This is a genomic window from Paenibacillus sp. 01T442, from assembly GCF_056398345.1.
Genome location: NZ_JBFTPF010000003.1, coordinates 171,418 through 190,358, shown reverse-complemented (window position 1 = coordinate 190,358; position 18,941 = coordinate 171,418). Strand labels below are relative to the sequence as shown.

Annotated in this window: 15 protein-coding genes; 8 read left to right on the top strand and 7 right to left on the bottom strand. The window is 47.9% G+C overall.

The features are described 5' to 3' along the window. The first annotated feature begins 34 nt into the window (after positions 1-34). Positions 35-3,733 carry an Ig-like domain-containing protein gene (locus AC1DLM_RS04940; protein WP_477569295.1) on the top strand — a complete coding sequence of 1,233 codons (3,699 nt, stop codon included), beginning with the start codon at positions 35-37 and terminating at the stop codon, positions 3,731-3,733. Between the two features lie 134 nt (positions 3,734-3,867). Here AC1DLM_RS04940 and AC1DLM_RS04935 read toward each other — a convergent pair whose 3' ends face one another. The 3 genes from AC1DLM_RS04935 to AC1DLM_RS04925 all read right to left on the bottom strand — a co-directional run bounded on the left by AC1DLM_RS04935 (position 3,868) and on the right by AC1DLM_RS04925 (position 6,998). Next, positions 3,868-4,824 (bottom strand): D-2-hydroxyacid dehydrogenase, encoded by a 957-nt coding sequence (locus AC1DLM_RS04935; protein WP_441988871.1) that lies wholly within the window; start codon positions 4,822-4,824, stop codon positions 3,868-3,870. Positions 4,825-4,872: 48 nt separating this feature from the next. Next, on the bottom strand, positions 4,873-5,883 hold the full coding sequence (locus AC1DLM_RS04930; protein ID WP_477569294.1) for an RluA family pseudouridine synthase: 1,011 nt from the start codon (positions 5,881-5,883) through the stop codon (positions 4,873-4,875). A gap of 89 nt (positions 5,884-5,972) precedes the next feature. After that, positions 5,973-6,998, bottom strand: a complete 1,026-nt coding sequence (locus AC1DLM_RS04925; RefSeq protein ID WP_477569293.1) for a LacI family DNA-binding transcriptional regulator — start codon at positions 6,996-6,998, stop codon at positions 5,973-5,975. A gap of 156 nt (positions 6,999-7,154) precedes the next feature. On the opposite strand from AC1DLM_RS04925, the gene AC1DLM_RS04920 reads away from it, so the two are divergent. The 5 genes from AC1DLM_RS04920 (at position 7,155) to AC1DLM_RS04900 (ending at position 13,169) form a co-directional block, all read left to right on the top strand. Then, positions 7,155-8,498, top strand: coding sequence for an FAD-dependent oxidoreductase (locus tag AC1DLM_RS04920; RefSeq protein WP_477569292.1), 1,344 nt, complete (start codon positions 7,155-7,157; stop codon positions 8,496-8,498). 318 nt (positions 8,499-8,816) lie between these two features. Then, a complete protein-coding gene (locus AC1DLM_RS04915) occupies positions 8,817-9,041 on the top strand; it encodes a hypothetical protein (protein WP_477569291.1) in 225 nt (74 codons plus the stop codon). 160 nt (positions 9,042-9,201) lie between these two features. Next, the gene (locus AC1DLM_RS04910; protein ID WP_441988876.1) at positions 9,202-10,965 is read left to right on the top strand and encodes a B12-binding domain-containing radical SAM protein; all 1,764 of its coding nucleotides are present in this window, start codon (positions 9,202-9,204) and stop codon (positions 10,963-10,965) included. 122 nt (positions 10,966-11,087) lie between these two features. After that, positions 11,088-11,513: a pyridoxamine 5'-phosphate oxidase family protein gene (locus AC1DLM_RS04905; RefSeq protein ID WP_441988877.1), complete on the top strand. Its 426-nt coding sequence runs from the start codon at positions 11,088-11,090 to the stop codon at positions 11,511-11,513. A 153-nt stretch (positions 11,514-11,666) separates the two neighbouring features. After that, positions 11,667-13,169 (top strand): IMP dehydrogenase, encoded by a 1,503-nt coding sequence (locus AC1DLM_RS04900; RefSeq protein ID WP_477569290.1) that lies wholly within the window; start codon positions 11,667-11,669, stop codon positions 13,167-13,169. Between the two features lie 83 nt (positions 13,170-13,252). Here AC1DLM_RS04900 and AC1DLM_RS04895 read toward each other — a convergent pair whose 3' ends face one another. The 3 genes from AC1DLM_RS04895 to mnmL all read right to left on the bottom strand — a co-directional run bounded on the left by AC1DLM_RS04895 (position 13,253) and on the right by mnmL (position 16,025). Continuing rightward, positions 13,253-14,218: a type I phosphomannose isomerase catalytic subunit gene (locus AC1DLM_RS04895; protein ID WP_441988879.1), complete on the bottom strand. Its 966-nt coding sequence runs from the start codon at positions 14,216-14,218 to the stop codon at positions 13,253-13,255. Between the two features lie 72 nt (positions 14,219-14,290). Beyond that, on the bottom strand, positions 14,291-14,863 hold the full coding sequence (gene mnmM / locus AC1DLM_RS04890) for a tRNA 5-(aminomethyl)-2-thiouridylate-methyltransferase MnmM (RefSeq protein ID WP_441988880.1): 573 nt from the start codon (positions 14,861-14,863) through the stop codon (positions 14,291-14,293). Positions 14,864-15,044: 181 nt separating this feature from the next. Then, complete coding sequence (gene mnmL / locus AC1DLM_RS04885; protein WP_477569289.1) at positions 15,045-16,025, bottom strand: tRNA modification radical SAM protein MnmL/YtqA; 981 nt, start codon at positions 16,023-16,025, stop codon at positions 15,045-15,047. A gap of 170 nt (positions 16,026-16,195) precedes the next feature. Here mnmL and AC1DLM_RS04880 point away from each other — a divergent pair, with 170 nt between their 5' ends. Further along, on the top strand, positions 16,196-16,843 hold the full coding sequence (locus AC1DLM_RS04880; RefSeq protein ID WP_477569288.1) for a WGxxGxxG family protein: 648 nt from the start codon (positions 16,196-16,198) through the stop codon (positions 16,841-16,843). 147 nt (positions 16,844-16,990) lie between these two features. Next, positions 16,991-17,755, top strand: coding sequence for a tRNA (guanosine(46)-N7)-methyltransferase TrmB (gene trmB, locus AC1DLM_RS04875; protein WP_171631203.1), 765 nt, complete (start codon positions 16,991-16,993; stop codon positions 17,753-17,755). 58 nt (positions 17,756-17,813) lie between these two features. Here the strand turns inward: trmB and AC1DLM_RS04870 are convergent, their stop codons facing one another. Next, positions 17,814-18,941 (bottom strand): MGDG synthase family glycosyltransferase, encoded by a 1,128-nt coding sequence (locus tag AC1DLM_RS04870; protein ID WP_477569287.1) that lies wholly within the window; start codon positions 18,939-18,941, stop codon positions 17,814-17,816.

Here is an 18,941-nt window from a genome sequence, read left to right as displayed (position 1 = left end):
GAAGACAATCTACAATTAAAAAGGAGCAAGACTGATGCTAAAAAAAGTGATAGCCAGTTTTATATGTTTTATCATGGTGCTGAGCATTGTAGTCGTTGTTAACCCTAAACCTGCGTCCGCTTTAGCGGGTTTTCCAATTTTCAAATACCAGGGGCAAGTCTTGGATCCGCTGAAATTAAAGTATAATCCTACAGACGAGATTATATTTCCGCAGGTTATTAACGCGAGGGATCACATCGCGAATCCGTTAGGCAATYATTATTTGTACTATGCTCCTCACGATGCGCCAGGAGGGATTAATCTGGCTTACTCCGATTCCTTGAACGGGCCATGGACGGAATACGAGGCTAATCCGTTAATTTCCAATGTTTGGTCTCCTCATTACAGTGTGTCGCATGTGTCTTCACCATATATGATATGGAATGATGAAGCTCAGAAATATTACATGTATTACCATGGGGAAAATACGACGACAAGGATTGCCTCGACATTAGACGGCATCAACTTTACGTATGAGAGAAAAGCGCTTGGCACTAGTGATTTTGTCGGCTTGATGGAAACCTCATATGCCAAGGTGTTCAAGTACACGATTCCCTCCAAAAATAATACTTACATCATGCTGCTGATGGGTAATACCACAGCGAATAAAAGAAACATTTATCTGGCATGGTCGAATGATGGTCTCAACTGGACAACACAAAAGAATCCATTGATTACTTCCAATGCATCTGAAGGAACCAACTTGTCCGGTCCCACTTATTTTCCATGGAATGGCAAGCATTATGTAGTTTACCATGCGTCTTCGGGCAATGTGCATATTACCGAGGTTGGTGCTAATTTTGACCTAGAGAATCATCTGGGCGTATTGCATGACTCTGATGACGTGATTGACCGGGGACGAACAGCCTCGGCTAACTTTGTATATGACGGCGAAGACTTATACATGTTCTATGAGCAGGGCGACCGATTAGGCGGCGTGCTTGCCTATGCCAAGATGGACCCGAATGCAGTTGAGCCTATAGACGAGATACCTCCACTGCCGCCAGGCCCATTCAAATATTTTAATGACGATATGAATAAGTATTCACGAGGCTGGTCCAAATTGGTCAATGGCCCTGGTTCCGTAACGCAGGACAGCGGGAATGTGAAAATTATAGACGCGAGCACCGGTTTTTCAACGTATTTACTGAAATCCGATTTCACACCTATGGTGGGAGCCTTCACTGTAGAGTATAGAGCCAAGGTAAATGCGGCAAACACCTTAAACGAATTTACAATCAGAAGTGGAAATTATCAGATTGGACTTTATTTAAAGTATGGCGCACAAGGTACGGCACAAAATAAAGCAAGCAGCCCAACAAAGACAACGACTTTGGATACAACCGTGTATCATGATTACAGAGTAGTTGTCCACGCTAATTATACCTATGACTTATACATTGACGGTCAATTAGCCTGGGCTGGAGCAGCCAGTTTAGGTACCGGCGGCAATGTGATGAAAATTGGCGGAGACACGTCTCCGATCGCTGATATTACATTGGACCATGTCAAAATGGGCAGTGGAGAAATCATTCCAGGAACAGCGGTTATTAATGCGGTATCACCCGTGGACGTGAATACGTATGTCAACGTTGCTCCAACATTGCCTTCAACCGTTTCTGTTACGTATAGTGACGAGTCGGTCGAAACGCTGCCAGTTACGTGGGACAGCCTAACACCTGTTCAATATGCGGCGGAAGGTACCTTTACTTTACAAGGAACTGTAGCGGGGACAGCCATACGAGCGGAGGCGCATATCACAGTAGGAGCTAGTCCGGCTGCTATTGTCAGCTTCGAGCCTAAGTTGGTTACGACCGCTGTAGGAGCAGCGCCAGTATTGCCTACTCATGTGACTGCCGTGTATGATAATCAGTCTCAAAAATCACACCCTGTCATCTGGGATACTGTGGCACCATCGCAATATGCGCAGGCAGGAAGCTTTGTTGTGTATGGTTCAGTAGAGGGGACAGATGTGAGAGCGGTGGCTCAAGTCACTGTTAATCCTAACCCAGTGATTGTTAGTATCAATCCGATTGGAGTGTTAACAACGAAAGGCATAGCTCCAGAGCTTCCTACAGTAGTAACAGCCGTGTATGATGATCAATCTACTTCATCGCAGTCCGTTACATGGGATCTCGTGGAGGATTCCCAGTATGCTGGGGCAGGCTCGTTTGTCGTAAATGGGGATGTCGCAGGCACAAGCATTCGTGCAGTAGCGAATATTACGGTAACGGAAATTCCGGCTGTTATTTTAGCAATTGAGCCTGTTGCCGTAAGCACGACAACTGGGATAGCGCCGATATTACCGACGGTTGTAACGGCTGTATATGATAATCAGCTAACCTCACAGCTTCAGGTTGTTTGGGACAACATCGCTCCAACGCTTTATGCACAAGTAGGTGCCTTTGTAGTTCATGGATCAGTATCCGAAACTGCGCTGCAAGCGACTGCGAATATAACGGTGACAGCCAGTAAAGACAATGGGGAAAACACGGATGATGGCACGGACGATACGTCTAATGGATCGGGTAGCGGCGGCGGTATCATAACTGTACCTGTCAAAGAAGAGCCCAAGGATCCGAATACATCTACAGTTACCATCCAAGATCTAGACATGGTTAACGCCATTGGGGGAGCTACGAACGGAACGATAAGCTTAAGTGTTTCAGCAGAGTCGACAACGAAGAAGCTTGTCATACAAGTTCCTGTTGCGTTGCTGAACAAAGCGGATGCCAGCCAAGTGAAACAGATCGCATTCCATGCAGGGACCTCTAAGGTCATCCTACCTATTCAAGCATTAAAGCAACAGGCAGGGACAGATGCGAAGAATATTCAGGTTGTCGTAACGAATGTTGAACAGGGAGTGCTTTCAGAACAGGTAAGGCAGTCCATTGGGAGCGGCAGTGTATTCCAATTTGACTTGCAAGTGGATGGAAAGTCGATTAAGGATTTGAGTGCCGAGGTTGCCCGCATAGCTCTTAATTACAAGCTGAAACCGGGAGAATCTCCAGAGAAAGTAATCGTAAGCTATGTGAACGCATCAGGGAAGTTAGAGGTACTTGTGAATGGGGCATACAATGCAGCTACAGGACAAGTGGAGTTCTCAACTGCAGCGTTTGGCAACTATGCTGTATTCTACAAGGATGTTACTTTCCAAGACATCAGTGAAGTATCTTGGGCGCAAGCAAGTATTGACGCATTGGCAGCGAGAGAAATAATCCGTGGTGTGAGTGAAACGAGCTTTGTACCGAATAGCCCGGTTACAAGAGCAGAATTTGTGACACTGCTAATGAGAGCCTTCAGCTTCGATCATGAACAAGCTACGTCAAACACCTTCTCAGACATTGATCAGGAAGATTGGTACTACAGCTCTACTGCGACAGCTAGGCAGCTTGGTATCATAAGTGGCAGAGAAGACGGAAGCTTTGGTGCAGGGGATGAGATATCCAGACAAGATATGGCGGTTATGGCTTATCGCACCTTACTGGCGCTAAACGCAAGTATCCAGACGAATGCTGGCTCCAAGGTCTTTGACGATTGGGCTGAAATCTCGGATTATGCGGTAGAAGCAGTCAGCACCATGCAAAAAGCAGGTATCCTTGAAGGAAGTGATGGCAGCTTTATGCCGAACGACAACACGACAAGAGCGCAAGCGGCTGTGATCATTTACCGTTTATTGAATAAGTTAAAATAATAGAACGATCGACAACTAAAAAGGACTGCCGCTAAAGCTTCGAATTCACGAGCCTTGGCGGCAGTCCTATATGGATTTGAATCCATGTTGTGTATTCCGATTTAAAAACTTGGGAAAGGATGCTAATTCCAACCCTACCCGATCACATTCACCAGCCGACCCTCTGCAAAACTCTGCGCATTACTGCTCGCAACAGCCATCAACCTCGCTCTAGCTTCCTTCGTTGCCCATGCGATATGCGGCGTAATGATCACATTTTGCGCATGCAGCAAGGGATTATCTGGCTTTGGCGGTTCAACCGTTAGTACATCGAGTCCAGCGCCTGCTAGGCGGCCTTCATTCAGCGCCCGAGCCACATCCGCCTCGTTAAGCAATCCACCTCTGGCCGTATTAATCAGAATGGCCGACGGTTTCATCATAGCAATCCGTTCCGCATTGATCAGCTCATTCGTTGCAGGTGTCAATGGACAATGCAGACTAATCACATCAGCACGCTGCAGCAGCTCCTCAAGCGATACCCATTCAATGCCTTCCACGGGTTGTGGCACAGTGCGGCCACTGCCTGTTGCAATGACCTTCATGCCCATCGCCGATGCCATAAGCGCTGTTTGCTTGCCGATCTGACCGAGACCAATCAGTCCCATCGTTTGACCGCTTAACTCTACGAGAGGAGAGACACTATAGCTGAAATCAACCGACCCAGCCCAATCTCCTTGAAGCACACTGTCACTATGGCGCTGCACCCGATGGCAGAATTCCAAGACGAGTGCAAAAACCAACTGAGCAACCGAATGCGTGCTATACGCAGGAACATTGGTCACTACAACACCGCGCTCTTTCGCGGCTTGGACATCCACAATATTGTAGCCAGTCGCCAAAACACCCACATATTTCAGTGTAGGCAGCTGCTCCAGCGTTTGTGCGGAGAGAGGTGTTTTGTTCGTTAGCACCATGTCAGCATGTGCGGCGCGTTCTACAATTTCGGACTCAGCGGTACGTTCATAGACCGTCAACTCGCCAAGCGCTTGTAAACCACTCCAGTCCAAATCGCCTGGATTTAACGTATAACCGTCAAGTACAACAATGTTCATGACTCTACTCCTTTAGTCGGTTTGCTTAGAGTACTCCCAAACTATTTTCTACTTCTTCACACCAGGCTCTTTAAAAGGGTTCAAAAACACCTTCGGTATATGCGTCTCGAAACGCATTAACTTGCCTGTCGTCGGGTGCAAAAAGGCTAGCACTCGCGCATGCAAACCAAGTCGATTGATCTCCTTCGATTTGGAGCCATACTTTTTATCCCCAGCAACGGGGTGCCCGATATCCTGCATATGAACGCGAATCTGGTTTTTGCGCCCCGTCTCCAAATTCACCTCAAGCAGAGAGAAGCTCTTGTTCGCTTGCAGCGTTTTGTAATGCGTGACCGCATGCTGTCCGTCGTTGGGGTACGGTGTGGAGAACATTTTGAGCGATTTCGCGTGTTCTTTGAGCCAGGAAGAAATCGTTCCCTCTGGCTTGCGCACCATGCCTTCCACTAGCGCAACGTACGTMCGCTCCTTGACGCTCTCTTGCCACGTGTTTTGCAGGTGCTGCTGCGCCTGTTCATTTTTGGCAAACATCATCACACCAGATGTGTCCCGATCTAGCCGATGAACGACAAAAATCCGCGCCTTCGGGTCATGATTCCGCACATGCGCCGTAAGTTGGCGATACGCCGTAATTTGATTTTCCTGCGTATCCGTTGCAATGGATAGAAGTCCTGCATCCTTTTGAATGACAATGACATCGTTATCTTCATGCAAAATCGTCATGCCAGCGAGCGGAATATCCTCGACGACTTTATCCTTGTTGATCGTGACCGTCATCTCTGGCTGCAAGGGGTAATTATAAGCCGTTACCGCTTTGCCATTCACGGCGACTTGTCCACGAGCGAGGATAGCTTTGACCGCATTTCGGCCCAGACTCGATAGCTTTTCCAACAAAAAAGGTAGAAGCTCTATAGGTTCTTTCACCGTATACTGGCGAGTGCTCGACTCCTGACCACCCTTAACTGCGCCTGCTTGCAACGAGTGGGTTTGCGCTTTCTGAGTACCGAACTTGGGTTTATGGCTGGGGCTTCCTTTTGGACGTGAACCTTGTTTCTTTTGCATCTTAAAATACCTCCTAGTACGATGGCTTACCTTCCGGTCAGATCATTCGACCTCCAATATACCACGTTCGTAAAAGCAAATGAAATGATCTACAGCTTCTGAATCGTACTCCCTGTGAAAAAATCCCCCTGCAGCCGCACATGCTCAAAAGGTAAATGCGGATTGGCAATCCGCCATAGCATGCGATCTGCTGCGCGATAGCCAGCCTCTCGAATCGGCAGCTGAGGGCGAGAACAGAGCGGCAGCGTGTCGCTTTGCTCATTCAAGAGGGCAACCAGCGAGCATTGCTGCGGCACATTAACCCCTAATCGGCGAAGCGTGTGATACACAGGCGCAGCTTCTTCATCAATGCCACAAATGACTGCCGTTGGCTGACGCAGCTGATACTTGCTCTCAAAATCCTGCAGCCACTTCTCCGAACCATCCCGCTCTACCGCGTGCTCACTCGGATCCACCGTCAAGCCCGCCTCTTTCATCGCTTCGGCAAAAGCCTGCCACCGAATAACGAATCCGCGTTGATCCTTCGTATCACCTACATAAAGGATGTTCCTGTGGCCCATTCGCACCAACCTTCGCACCGCCTGATAAACAGCCTCGTACACATCCCAAATGACACTGTCGACCCTAGACTCCGGCGGCGGAAAGTTCAACAAAATCCGCGGCAGCTGCAGCTCTAACAGTTTTTGCTCCAAGAGATCCCAATTCATCCTTGGTGCGATAAACACCCCCTCCGCATATAACAAACCTTCTTCTTCAGCCCATTCATCAAATTGCGAGGGTTTCAATTTAGGTGGCATAAGCAGCGGTTGAACCGTGTGGCCAAACTCCATGAAGCGTTCATGTAATCCTTGCAGCAACAAGCGATTGAAGTTCAAAGATTGCTTGTTCTGGACGAGCACGAACCTGCGTTGTACAACGGGATAAGGTGAGATGAGATCTTGCTGAAGTGTTTGTTTCTGATCTTTGGTCATGTAGCCCAGCTCGCGTGCGAGTTTGAAAACTTCACTTCGTGTCTGCTCTGACATGCCAGGCAGTCCGCGCAGCGCTTTGGATACCGTTTGTATCGTTAAACCGAGCTGTGCGGCCAAATCGTGGAGTGTAATACGTTTACGCATATGTCTGAGATGCTCCTTTTCTGCTACCTTCTGTACCTCTAATTTTAAACTAAATTTAAACTAAAAAGAAGGTTAATTTTAAACTACACTAAGAGAGAAGTAAGGCATGGAAGATACATCAGAGTACCAAATAATTAACTTAAGGGAGCGAGTCAGATGATCAAACAGATAGAAGCAGATGTGGTTGTAGTAGGTGGAGGACCAGCGGGTGTCAATGCGGCGATTGCAGCAGGGAGAAGCGGAGCCAAAACCGTTTTAATAGAGAAATACGGCTTTATTGGCGGCATGTCGACGGCAGCGCTTGTGTATCCTTGGATGACGTTTCATACAACGGATGGCAAACAAGTCATTGCAGGGCTCGCGCAAGAAATTATTGACCGCCTCATGGCGATGAACGCATCTCCGGGACATCTTCGGGATACCGTTGGTTTCGTGAATACGATCACACCTTATCACCCTGAAATATATAAAGTTCTTGCTGTCGATATGCTCAAAGAAGCGGGAGTTAAGCTGCTTTTCCATAGCTTTGTCGATCATGTGGAAACCGTGGACAATCGCATTCAATCCGTACAGTTGACGTCCAAATCTGGCCGAATTGATGTAAGTGGCAAAGTGTTTATCGATACAACAGGTGACGCTGATCTTGCGTATCTGTCTGGTGCCCCGTGCCTCAAAGGGCGTGACGGCGATAAAGCAACACAGCCAATGACGATGAAATTCAGAATGCGCGGAGTAAATCTGCCTGCCGTGAAACAATACATGATTGACCACCCAGATGAGTTTTATAAAAAGACGCCTTTCTCCGAGCTCGCTGATCTCCCTCTTTCTGGTGTACTCGGCTATTTCAAACACTGGAAGGAAGCGAATCTTCCGATTAATCGCGATCAAGTGCTGTTCTTCACAGGTCCTGAGGACGACGAAGTACTGGTCAATACTACGCGTGTGCAGGGGCTGGATGGCACCAATGTGGAGGATTTGACAGAGGCCGAGGAGCTTGGTCGCAAACAGGTGTTGATGGTTGCTGAATTTATGCGCAATAACTTGCCAGGCTTCGAAAAAGCCTCCATCTCCAACGTTGGCGCACAAATTGGTATTCGTGAAACGCGCCGGATCGATGGTCAATATGCGCTGCAAGTGGATGATGTTGTGCAGGGCCGTCATTTTGATGACGTGATCGCACGCAGCGGCTATCCGATCGACATCCACGATCCATCCGGTAAAGGTGTAACTGCAGCTTGGGTCAAAGGGGACGGTGCCTACGACATCCCGTACCGCTGCCTGCTGCCGCAAAAAATCGAAAACCTGCTCACCGCAGGTCGCTGCATCTCCACCACGCATGAAGCGCTGGCGACTACACGCCTTACGCCAAGTTGCATGGCCACGGGCCAAGCCGCAGGCTCCGCAGCTGGGCTCGCTGTGAAGCACGGCGTTCTTCCAGCGGAGATTAACGTCGCTGAGCTGCAAGCCGTCCTTGAGCAGGATGGAGCTTTGCTGAAGTAGTATTGGGTGTCGAGGTGTCACGGATAAATTTAACGTGAAAAAGTACAGTTAATTTCCTGCATATTTAGCTTGAATCTACTTTAAATGGAAAACCTCCAGCTATTTTTCGGGTTCCTAGCACATTTGCGGGAAATCCCCGAAATTAACGGGAGGTTTTCCATTTATTTTACATTTTCAAGATGAAATCGCGGAATTAGCTGTAGATTTTCCAGTTAATCCTGTGTCAGGAAGGTATGGAGGTTAGGCACCCGAATACGCCCCCTCAAATCAGGGAACACTAGCACGTACATATCCTACGTGTTAGAGAGGCGATAACCTATGCTTTTATACCAGTTAACGCAATGGTTCGAAGAACGCACCAGCCTACAACAAGCACTGCAACGTGAACCGGCAGAATCGGCCGGCGAAATCAGTCAGAAAATCCAAGAGGTCGAGCAGCAGCTTTACTCACATGCTGAACGCTGGAAAAACGCTATCGAAGAAGCCTCCTACCTGCAATTCCCTTATGAAGTCCCACATTTAGACGACGACATGATTCTTTAATTGTCCTAGGTTTGCCCTAAATGGCTTCTTTAATGATTTGTTATATTTGCATAATCGCCACTAAAGTCGTCCCGCATGGGAGGGCTTACCTTTGTATTTCCGCGGTTTTCGTGTAGAATTAGAGGGCACGATAACCCAGAATAGAACGAGGTTTTTCCATATGAACGTACTTTTATCCACATTGAACGCCAAATTCATTCATACCTCCTTGGCTTTACGCTATCTCAAAGCGTTCTGCGAGAAGGATTTTGATGTTGAAATAACCGAATATACGATTAAAGATCCCGTTATGAATGTGGTCTCTGACATCTATCAGAAGGCGCCAGATGTGCTGGGCTTTTCCTGCTACATATGGAATATCGAAGAGACGATCAACATTATCAAAATGATCAAAAAAATCCGTCCCGAACTCATCATCGTCCTTGGTGGACCTGAGGTTTCTTATGACACGGATTACTGGATGGAGCGCATCCCTGAGGTGGATTTCATCGTGATGGGCGAAGGGGAAGAGACCTTCCACCAGCTGCTGACAGAGATCTCGACAACACGCAAATACCACTTCGTCTACGGCGTTGCCTACCGCAAGGAGCAAGAAGTGATCCTGATGCCGGGCAGACCGAAGTTGAAGCTGGATGATATCCCGTCACCACATCGCTTCAAGGAAGATCTCCCGAGCTTAGCGAATCGTGTTGTCTACTTCGAGACGAGCCGTGGTTGTCCGTTTTCCTGCCAATTCTGCCTATCGAGTATCGAGGTGGGTGTGCGGTATTTTGACATGGAGCGGACCAAGGCGGATCTGCTGTACTTGATTGATTCGGGCGCAAAGCTGATCAAATTCGTGGATCGAACGTTTAATATTAAACGGGATTATGCGATGGAAATCTTTGAATTCCTTATTCAAAATCACCGTGGCACGGTGTTCCAATTCGAGATTACGGCAGACATTATGCGTCCTGAAGTGCTTGATTATTTGGCTGAAAATGCTCCTCCGGGTACGTTCCGTTTCGAGATCGGCGTGCAATCGACGAATGACACGACGAATGACCTCGTGCAGCGGAGACAGAATTTCTTCAAGCTGAGCCGTACCGTGTCTAAGGTGAAAAACAGTCTCAAAATTGATCAGCATCTCGATCTGATTGCCGGACTGCCGGAAGAAGATTATAACTCGTTCCGTAAAACGTTTAACGACGTTTTCGAGCTAGGACCAGAAGAGTTGCAACTTGGCTTCCTCAAGATGCTGCGTGGCACAGGCATGCGTAAAGATGCCCATAAATATGGCTATAAGTATATGGATCACGCACCTTACGAGATTCTCGGCAACGACATCCTGCCATTCACCGACTTGATTCGCATCAAGCGCGTGGAGGATGTGCTCGAGAAGTATTGGAACGCTCACCGGATGGATCATACGGTGAAACATCTCATCGCGAATGAGTTCCCATCCGCATTCGATTTCTTCCAAGAATTCGGCGACTTCTGGGAAGGCCGCGGCTGGCAGAAGATCGGGCATCAGCTCGAGGATCTGTTCACTCGCTTACGCGAGTTCCTGCTGCATCGCGGCACTACGAACATGCACATCATCGAAGGCTTGATGAAGCTTGACTACTTCCTCGGCCATAAATATAAGCCGCGCAAAATCTGGTGGGACTTCACCTTGGAGAAGTCCGAACAGAATGCGTACCTCAAGCTGCTTGCGGAGCAGCCTGAGCTCGTCAGCGGAGACTTCCACAGCCTCCGCATCAATGAGAAAGACCTCCACAAGCATGCCATGCTTGAGGTCTTGCCGTTCGCTTTGCAGACGTATCTGCAAAGCGGCCACATCGACGAAAGCAGCAAGGAGCTGCTTGTCGTTCACTTCCCGCCGGATGCGCAGAAGCCGGCGTCCTACTACACGATGCCGTTGCAACAGCTGGCAACGATCTAACCATCCATGCCCCTTCACGCCTAGCGTGAGGGGGATTTTTTTCGTGGGAAACGATTGAACACCCGCCCATATGGGTAATCTAGGGTAGTTAAAGCAGTTTGAGACTGAGAGGAGAGCTAACTATGATCGAAACGAAAAAAACACAACTCGAAGAGCAAATCATTCAAGTGCTGAACGCCAATCAGGTGTGCTCCTTTGCGACGATTGACGGTAACAAGCCGAAGGTGCGTTATATGGCTTTGTTTCACGATGGGTTGGAGATTTATCTAACGACGAGTAAGAAAACAGATAAAGTTGAAGAACTCCAAGAGAATCCCCATGTGCATATTCTTGTGGGATATGACGGGAAGTCTACGCCGAACATTTTGCAAATCCAAGCTACGGCTAAGATCTCTTCGGACAATGCGCTTCGCGAGAAGCTGTGGAACGATGATATGAAGGAATGGTTTGAGGGGCCGCACGATCCTAACTATGTCGTGATGGACATTTCTCCGTCCTATATTGAGTATTCGAGCAAGGGTTCTGAGCCCCAAGTTTGGACGAAATAACGCCTTCTCGTAGCCTACTGAACATTTCCCTAAAAAATCCATTGACCACAGGCAAGGTTCAGTGATAAGATTATAAAAATTTACCTATGGATCAATCAAAGGAGAGACTTTGAGCTGCGCTCAAAAATCCCTATATTTAGGAGGAAATGTAAAGTGGCTACGTATTATATGGAACCATCGCGTACGTTTAGTGAGTTTCTGTTGATTCCTAATCTAACGACGAAGGATTGTACACCGGCAAATGTTAAGCTGAAGACTCCGTTAGTCAAGTTTAATAAGGGTGAGGAGCCAGCCATCTCCCTGAATATCCCGTTTTCTTCTGCTGTCATGCAAGCCGTATCCGATGATGGAATGGCTATTGCATTGGCGCGTAGTGGCGGGATTTCGTTCATTTTTGGCTCTCAGTCAATTGAAGAGCAAGCACTGATGGTGCGCAAGGTAAAAGGGTACAAGGCTGGTTTCGTCGTGAGTCGCTCCAACCTGAAACCTGGGCAGTCACTTAGTGATGTGCTAGCTTTGAAAGAAGAGACAGGGCACTCAACCGTTGCGATCACCGATGATGGCACAGCGAATGGAAAATTGCTGGGGATCGTAACCGGCCGTGACTACCGCAAGAGCCGCGATCCGCTAGATCGTAAAATTTCGGAATTCATGACACCTTTCGAGAAATTAATTTACGGTACATCCGGTATTTCGCTTTCGGAAGCGAACAACCTAATCTGGGATCATAAGCTGAACTGCTTACCGATTGTGGATGACAATGGGAATCTGGATACGCTCGTTTTCCGCAAAGATTATGATGAGCACAAAGAGAACCCAATGGAACTGCTTGATAAGAATAAGAGTTACATTGTCGGCGCTGGGATCAATACGAAGGATTATACGGAGAGAGTTCCTGCGCTTGTTGAAGCGGGTGTAGATATTCTCGTGATCGATTCCTCAGACGGTTACAGCGAATGGCAGCATGAGACTGTGCAGTATGTGAAACAGAATTTTGATGTGAAAATTGGTGCCGGTAACGTTGTTGATCGTGAAGGATTCCGGTATCTTGTAGAGTCAGGTGCTGACTTTATTAAAGTGGGTATCGGCGGCGGTTCCATCTGTATTACCCGGGAACAAAAGGGTATTGGCCGCGGTCAAGCTTCCTCTGTGATGGAGGTTGTTGAAGCGAGAGATGAATACTTCAGAGAAACAGGTACGTATATCCCGATCTGTTCCGATGGTGGTATCGTACATGACTACCACGTGACCCTTGCTTTGGCGATGGGTGCTGACTTCGTTATGCTGGGCAGATATTTTGCTCGTTTCGATGAGAGCCCGACAAGAAAACTTAAAGTGGGTAACAACTTCGTGAAAGAATACTGGGGCGAAGGCTCCAATCGTGCCCGTAACTGGCAGCGTTATGATACAGGCGGCAAAAGCAAGCTTTTGTTCGAAGAAGGCGTGGATTCCTACGTTCCTTATGCGGGAAGTCTGCAAGAGAACTTGGACAAGACGCTCKGTAAAATCAAATCTACCATGTGCAACTGTGGTTCCTTAACGCTGGACGAGCTGAAAGCTAATGCGAGAATTGCTCTCGTATCCGCAACCAGCCTAGTTGAAGGCGGAGCACATGACGTCATCCTCAAAGAAAGCAGCCTTTCGGAAGAAGGTTAGCAGCGATAAATAAAAAGCTCTCTGACAGTGCCCGTCAACCACGGCTGCTATCAGAGAGCTTTTTTCATTTTAGCTTACGAAATTTATGGTAAGTAGCTGCGAATCACTGTCATGTTGCCCTCAAGTGAGTAGTTGCCCAGATCAGCTGGAAGCAAGAAACAATCACCAGGCTTTGTCGCAATTTGACCATCTGACCATTGCAGTGTCCCGTTGCCATCCGCGATGACAAGAATAACGAAGCTGTCTGGCGTAGTTGTGAGCTCCCATTGCGGTCCTACAAGACCTTTTTCCACGGTGAAAAAAGGAGAGGACGCGAGCGTCAGCCAAGTTCCGGCTTCCGCCAAATCCGTCTTCATACGCGTGGAGCCTGATCCTTCATACGCGATGACATTGAGGGAATCCTCGATGTGCAGCTCACGCATTTTGCCATCTAAGCCTGGACGGTTGTAATCATACAAACGGTACGTTGTGTCCGAGTTTTGTTGAATTTCTGCTACGAGCACACCCGCACCTAACGCGTGAACGGTACCAGCAGGTATGTAGAAGGAGTCTCCGGCTTCGACAGGAACTTCTTGTAAGCAATCCATAATGCGGTTCTCCGCAATCGCTTCTGCAAGACTTTCCCGTGTTACGCCTTCTTTCATGCCATATATAATTTTGGCGCCTGGCTTAGCATCGAGAATATACCACATTTCTGTTTTGCCAAGTTCACCAGCCGCGAGGTTCTCGTAATGATCATTGGGATGAACTTGTACGGATAGATCGTCTTCACAATCCAGCAGTTTAATCAATAGTGGAAAACGGCCATTTTTCTCGGAAAATCCTTTTGAGCCGAACAGCGTTTTGCCGTATTTCTCACGAATTTCGTCCAGACCTAAGCCAGCTAATTCGCCGTTGATAACTTTCGTCGTTCCGTTTGGGTGATCGCCGATCATCCAGCCTTCACCGATCGCGCCTTCTGGCAGCACAAAGCCGAATCGTTCGAGGGTTCTGCCTCCCCAAACACGTTCTTTCATTTCAGGTTGAAATTGCAGCGGGTATGATTTCAAAACAATCCCTACTTTCTCCTAGTCTATTCTAGCAATCTGTCATTTATTCCACTCTAGCATTATATCATGCGACTACCGTTTTTCTAGAGCCAAGAGATACGGCGCGGAGGCGCTGCGATTGGCAAATTGATACCGCAGCACTTGAAACGCTGCGAGCGGCAAGCTCTCCGCCCAGCGTTCGACTGCTGCGGCTTCTTCAGACCCGCCATCGTGCCCGCTGTACAGTACGATGGTCACAATTCCGCCTTTGCGCAGCAGGCGGAGGGCAGCTTCAAGAGCAGGAATCGTCGATGCCTGCTCTGTGATAATGGCTGTATCGGCTCCCGGCAGGTAGCCGAGGTTGAAGGTGACCGCGGCTACCTTGCCGTGGCGGTCTTGCGGCACCGCCGCTTCCATGAGCGCATGGCTGCATAAGCTCATGGTTACTCGGGCGTCTGGCAGCTCTCTCGCCAGACGCTGCTGCGTTTGATCCAGCGCAGCCTGCTGGATATCGAAGCCGTAGACGCTGCCGCGAGCGCCTACGAGCTTCGCCATGAACAAGGCGTCTACGCCAGTGCCAAGCGTGGCATCAATAACGGTATCACCAGGCCCGACACGTTGTCCGATTAGTTGGTGTACATAACTCAGAACTGAAACAAATCCCATGTGTAGAGTGCCTCCAATGTTTGCTTACTAACGCATTTCTCGACAATTTCCCAGGAAATAAGGAACGAGAGTACGCTATTTGTACAGAAATTGGCTTAGTTTCCGTTCCACCAACTCACGGGTTTGACAGCCACCGCGCGTTGGGAGCTGGGCTGTTTTTCCCGCAGTATTTCATCCATAACTAGTGTGCAGTAACGCCTTCAACACTTTCTTTCCCAGCCCAATACTTCCCTTGCCATGTATTTCGCTCCGTCAGCAATTTATCAAAAGCGTTCAACACTTCCCACTTCTTAAGACTCCACATTGGTCCGATCAGCAGATCCCGCGGGGCATCTCCAGTGAGTCGATGAACAATCATCTCTGGCGGCAATATTTCCAAAGTATCAACGATCAGCTTCACATACTCATCTTTCTCCAAGAACTGCAATAAACCAGCTTCATATTGTTTCACCATGGGTGTTTTGCGCATGAGATGCAAAAGATGGATCTTGATACCTTGTACATCCATCTGAGCGACAGCTTTCCCTGTATCCAGCATCATCTCATGGGTTTCTCCAGGTAAGCCATAAATAATGTGTGCACACACGCGAATATTATGTTTGCGCAATTTGGCTACAGCATCTAGATAACATTGGGTATCATGGGCGCGATTGATGAGCACGGAAGTGGACTCATGGACGGTTTGTAGACCCATTTCCACCCATAAATAGGTGCGCTGATTCAATTCAGCTAGATAGTCAATGACATCATCTGGCAAGCAATCTGGCCGCGTGGCGATAGACAAGCCGACGACACCAGGCTGCTTCAAAATCTCTTCATAATATTCCCGCAGCTCTTCAACGGGCGCATAGGTATTCGTGTAAGCTTGGAAATAGCCAATATAGTTGGCTTCGGGCCATTTTTGATGCTGAAGATCACGGATTTTGTTGAATTGTGTGACAAGATCGTCGCGGCGACTTCCTGCGAAATCTCCTGATCCACGTGCACTGCAGAAGGTGCATCCGCCTGTTGCAATTTTGCCATCGCGATTCGGACATGTGAAACCAGCATCGAGCATGACTTTGAATACTTTACCGCCTAGATTCTCGCGCATTTCATAATTCCATGTATGGAAACGTTTATCTCCCCAAAGCAGAGGTGATTCCTGAATCATTGTAGACATAGGACATGTATCCTTTCTTTCGTTGCTTCGCTTTCTTCAACCTATATTGTAGCGAAATTTACACATGAAAGCGACCCCTGCCTTTCCAACAAGTTCCCCGATAAAACCACTCAACTACGAGCATGATAACTTTGCACCACAATTTCGAGCTGAGAGGGGAAATGAACTACATGAAAAAGTTTCGCACGATAACTTTGGCGGTAGCATTGACAACAGCTTTAAGTATGGGAGCAGCAGGTGTTCAGGCAACTCAAATGGACACTGGAAATGCGGTCGGAACGGGATCACCAATTGGGACATTGGGGACAGGGACAACGGGGACAACGACATCAACGGGGACTACGACATCAACGGGGTATACAGGAAGCAACTATGATGCTACTTCCCCAGGAATGGGGCTTGGAACAGGCGTCAACAACTTTAGCGGGAATGGAACGAACGGCGTCTATAATGGGACTCTAACGACCCCGAACACGTATTCTGGCTATGGAACAACCGGGAGAGGCACTGGCGTTATGGACCATATGAATGGATATGGAACGAATCCAGTTGAGAGAGGGGCAAACGCGGTTGAGAGAGGTGTCGAACGCGGAGCCAATGCGCTTGAGCGGGGTGTCGATCGCAGCGCAAACATGGTTGATAGAATGAGTACGAAAAGCGTATCAACTGCATCACCAAGCACTAAGGGTAATTCTTATCGCGCTTATGCAACAACGACTAATAAAGGCAGTAATTGGGGTTGGTTAGGTCTAGTAGGTTTATTGGGCTTAGCGGGACTCCGAAGCAATAACAGTAGAAGAGACGAAAGCTACAAATAAATATCTTCTAAGAGCGAAGCACCTTCCATTTGGAGGGTGTTTTCTTTCATTCTTCCATTCATCTACTAGAGGAAAGTTTTGATTTTTTTTATAGAATCGTCTATGATTTGTATTCGAAAGCATGTACGTGTGGGAGGCAAATGAAGAATGCGTTTACGGGGCAGAAAAGGTATCAGAGAAGATATAGAGCGTCAAAAAGAACTCGTTGTATTAAATGCCAAAGATTATAAGGGCAAATGGTCCGAGTTGTTCGGAAACAATAACCCGATTCATGCCGAGCTAGGTATGGGCAAAGGGCGCTTTATTAGTGAAATGAGCAAGAAATATCCGAATATCAATTTCATTGGTGTGGATATGTATGATGAATTGATTCGCAAGGCAAGTGAGAAAGCTAAGGTTGCACATGAAATTACCGTGGAAAATGAAGAAGATGCGGTGCTTAGCATTCCAAACTTAAGGCTGATGTTGTTCAATATCGAGCATATTGAAGAAGCATTTGCTGAAGGTGAGCTAGAGCGCGTGTATTTGAATTTTAGTGATCCATGGCCGAAGAAGAAGCATGCGCGCAGACGTCTAACGCATCCAGGTTTTGTTGCCAAATATCAACAAATTCTGAACGCCAAGGGCGAAATTCATTTGAAAACCGATTCGCAATCCTTATTCGAATTTTCATTGAATTCTTTTGCGGATATGGGACTAAGAATGCGCAATATTTCGCTGAATCTTCACGTGGATGGCATTCATCCGGATCATGTGATGACGGAGTACGAAACGAAATTCGCAGGACAAGGCATGAATATTCACCGCCTTGAAGTTGTGATCGGACAAGAGGCATTGTCATCACATCAAGAGCAGTTGAAGGAAGCCGCTGCATCCGCCTTAGCAGCTGAATCGAAAGAATCAGCCGAATAAGTTTCTAACAAAAACAGACTATCCATGTTGCCAATGAGCAGCAAGGATAGTCTGTTTTTCATCCTAACAGTTGGAGAATGACTTCTGAACCATCACCCACGGGCAGGTGACTCTTCTTATGTTGATTGGAAACGCGCTTGGCCTGCACATCCGCATAGCGGCTAGCCAGCATGGACAACCAATGCGAGATCGTATCAGCTGACTGGATCGATTCTCCGAAGCCATGTCTAGTAAAATAATGTACGTTTTCTTCCTCTTGGCCTGGAAGGGGATCATAGAATAACATGGGAATCGATTTGGCCAGTCCTTCTGAACACGTCATTCCCCCAGGCTTCGTAACGAGCAGGTCGGAGACTTCCATCAACTTGCCAATCTCTTGTGTAAATCCGAGCAGGTGAATATGGGGATGCTGATATCGCGGATCTGCCGCGAGTTTCGCAATGGCCTTGTGGTTATTTCCTAAGCAGAAAATAAACTGAATTTGGTCTCTCCATGTCAGTAAATGCTCGCTCAATGAATCGCCGCCGATAAGTCCCCAACCTCCACCCATAACCAATACAGTTGGCCTCGCTGAGAGATTGAATTGCTGTCGAATTAAAGTTCGATCATGGACTTCTCTGAAACTGGGATGCACCGGGATTCCCGTAATTTCGACATGCGCGGCCGCGATGCCATGAATGATGAGCTTATGTTTAACATCTTCGGAAGACACCATGTATTTATTCACCTCACGGCTGACCCATGTCCCATGAACATCGTAGTCGGTGATAACGGTGCATAAGGGGATATGCAAGCCTGCTCTTTTCAATCGTGAAACAACGACGCTGGGGAAAGGATGCGTACATACGATGGCTTGCGGCGCCCAATGCCTGATCATAGCTGCCGTTTGTGCATAAAAAATGCGATGGAGGGCGAGCTGCGTCAACGGATTAAGCGATTTTTGATATTGAGCACGGTACAACCGACCGTACAATTTAGGCTGTACAGCAATGGTTTTCTTATAAGCGCCGAGAATCCAAGGTGCCAGCGTGGGATGTAGGAAGGAGCCGAGCTCCACAACACGCGTTTCGATCGTAGAGCAGCGCTGTTCTAAGCTGCTGGCTAGTGCGAATGCAGCTTGCGTATGGCCGGCACCGAAGCCTTCTGATAGGATGAGCACTCTTCTTTTTCGCGATACATGTTCCAT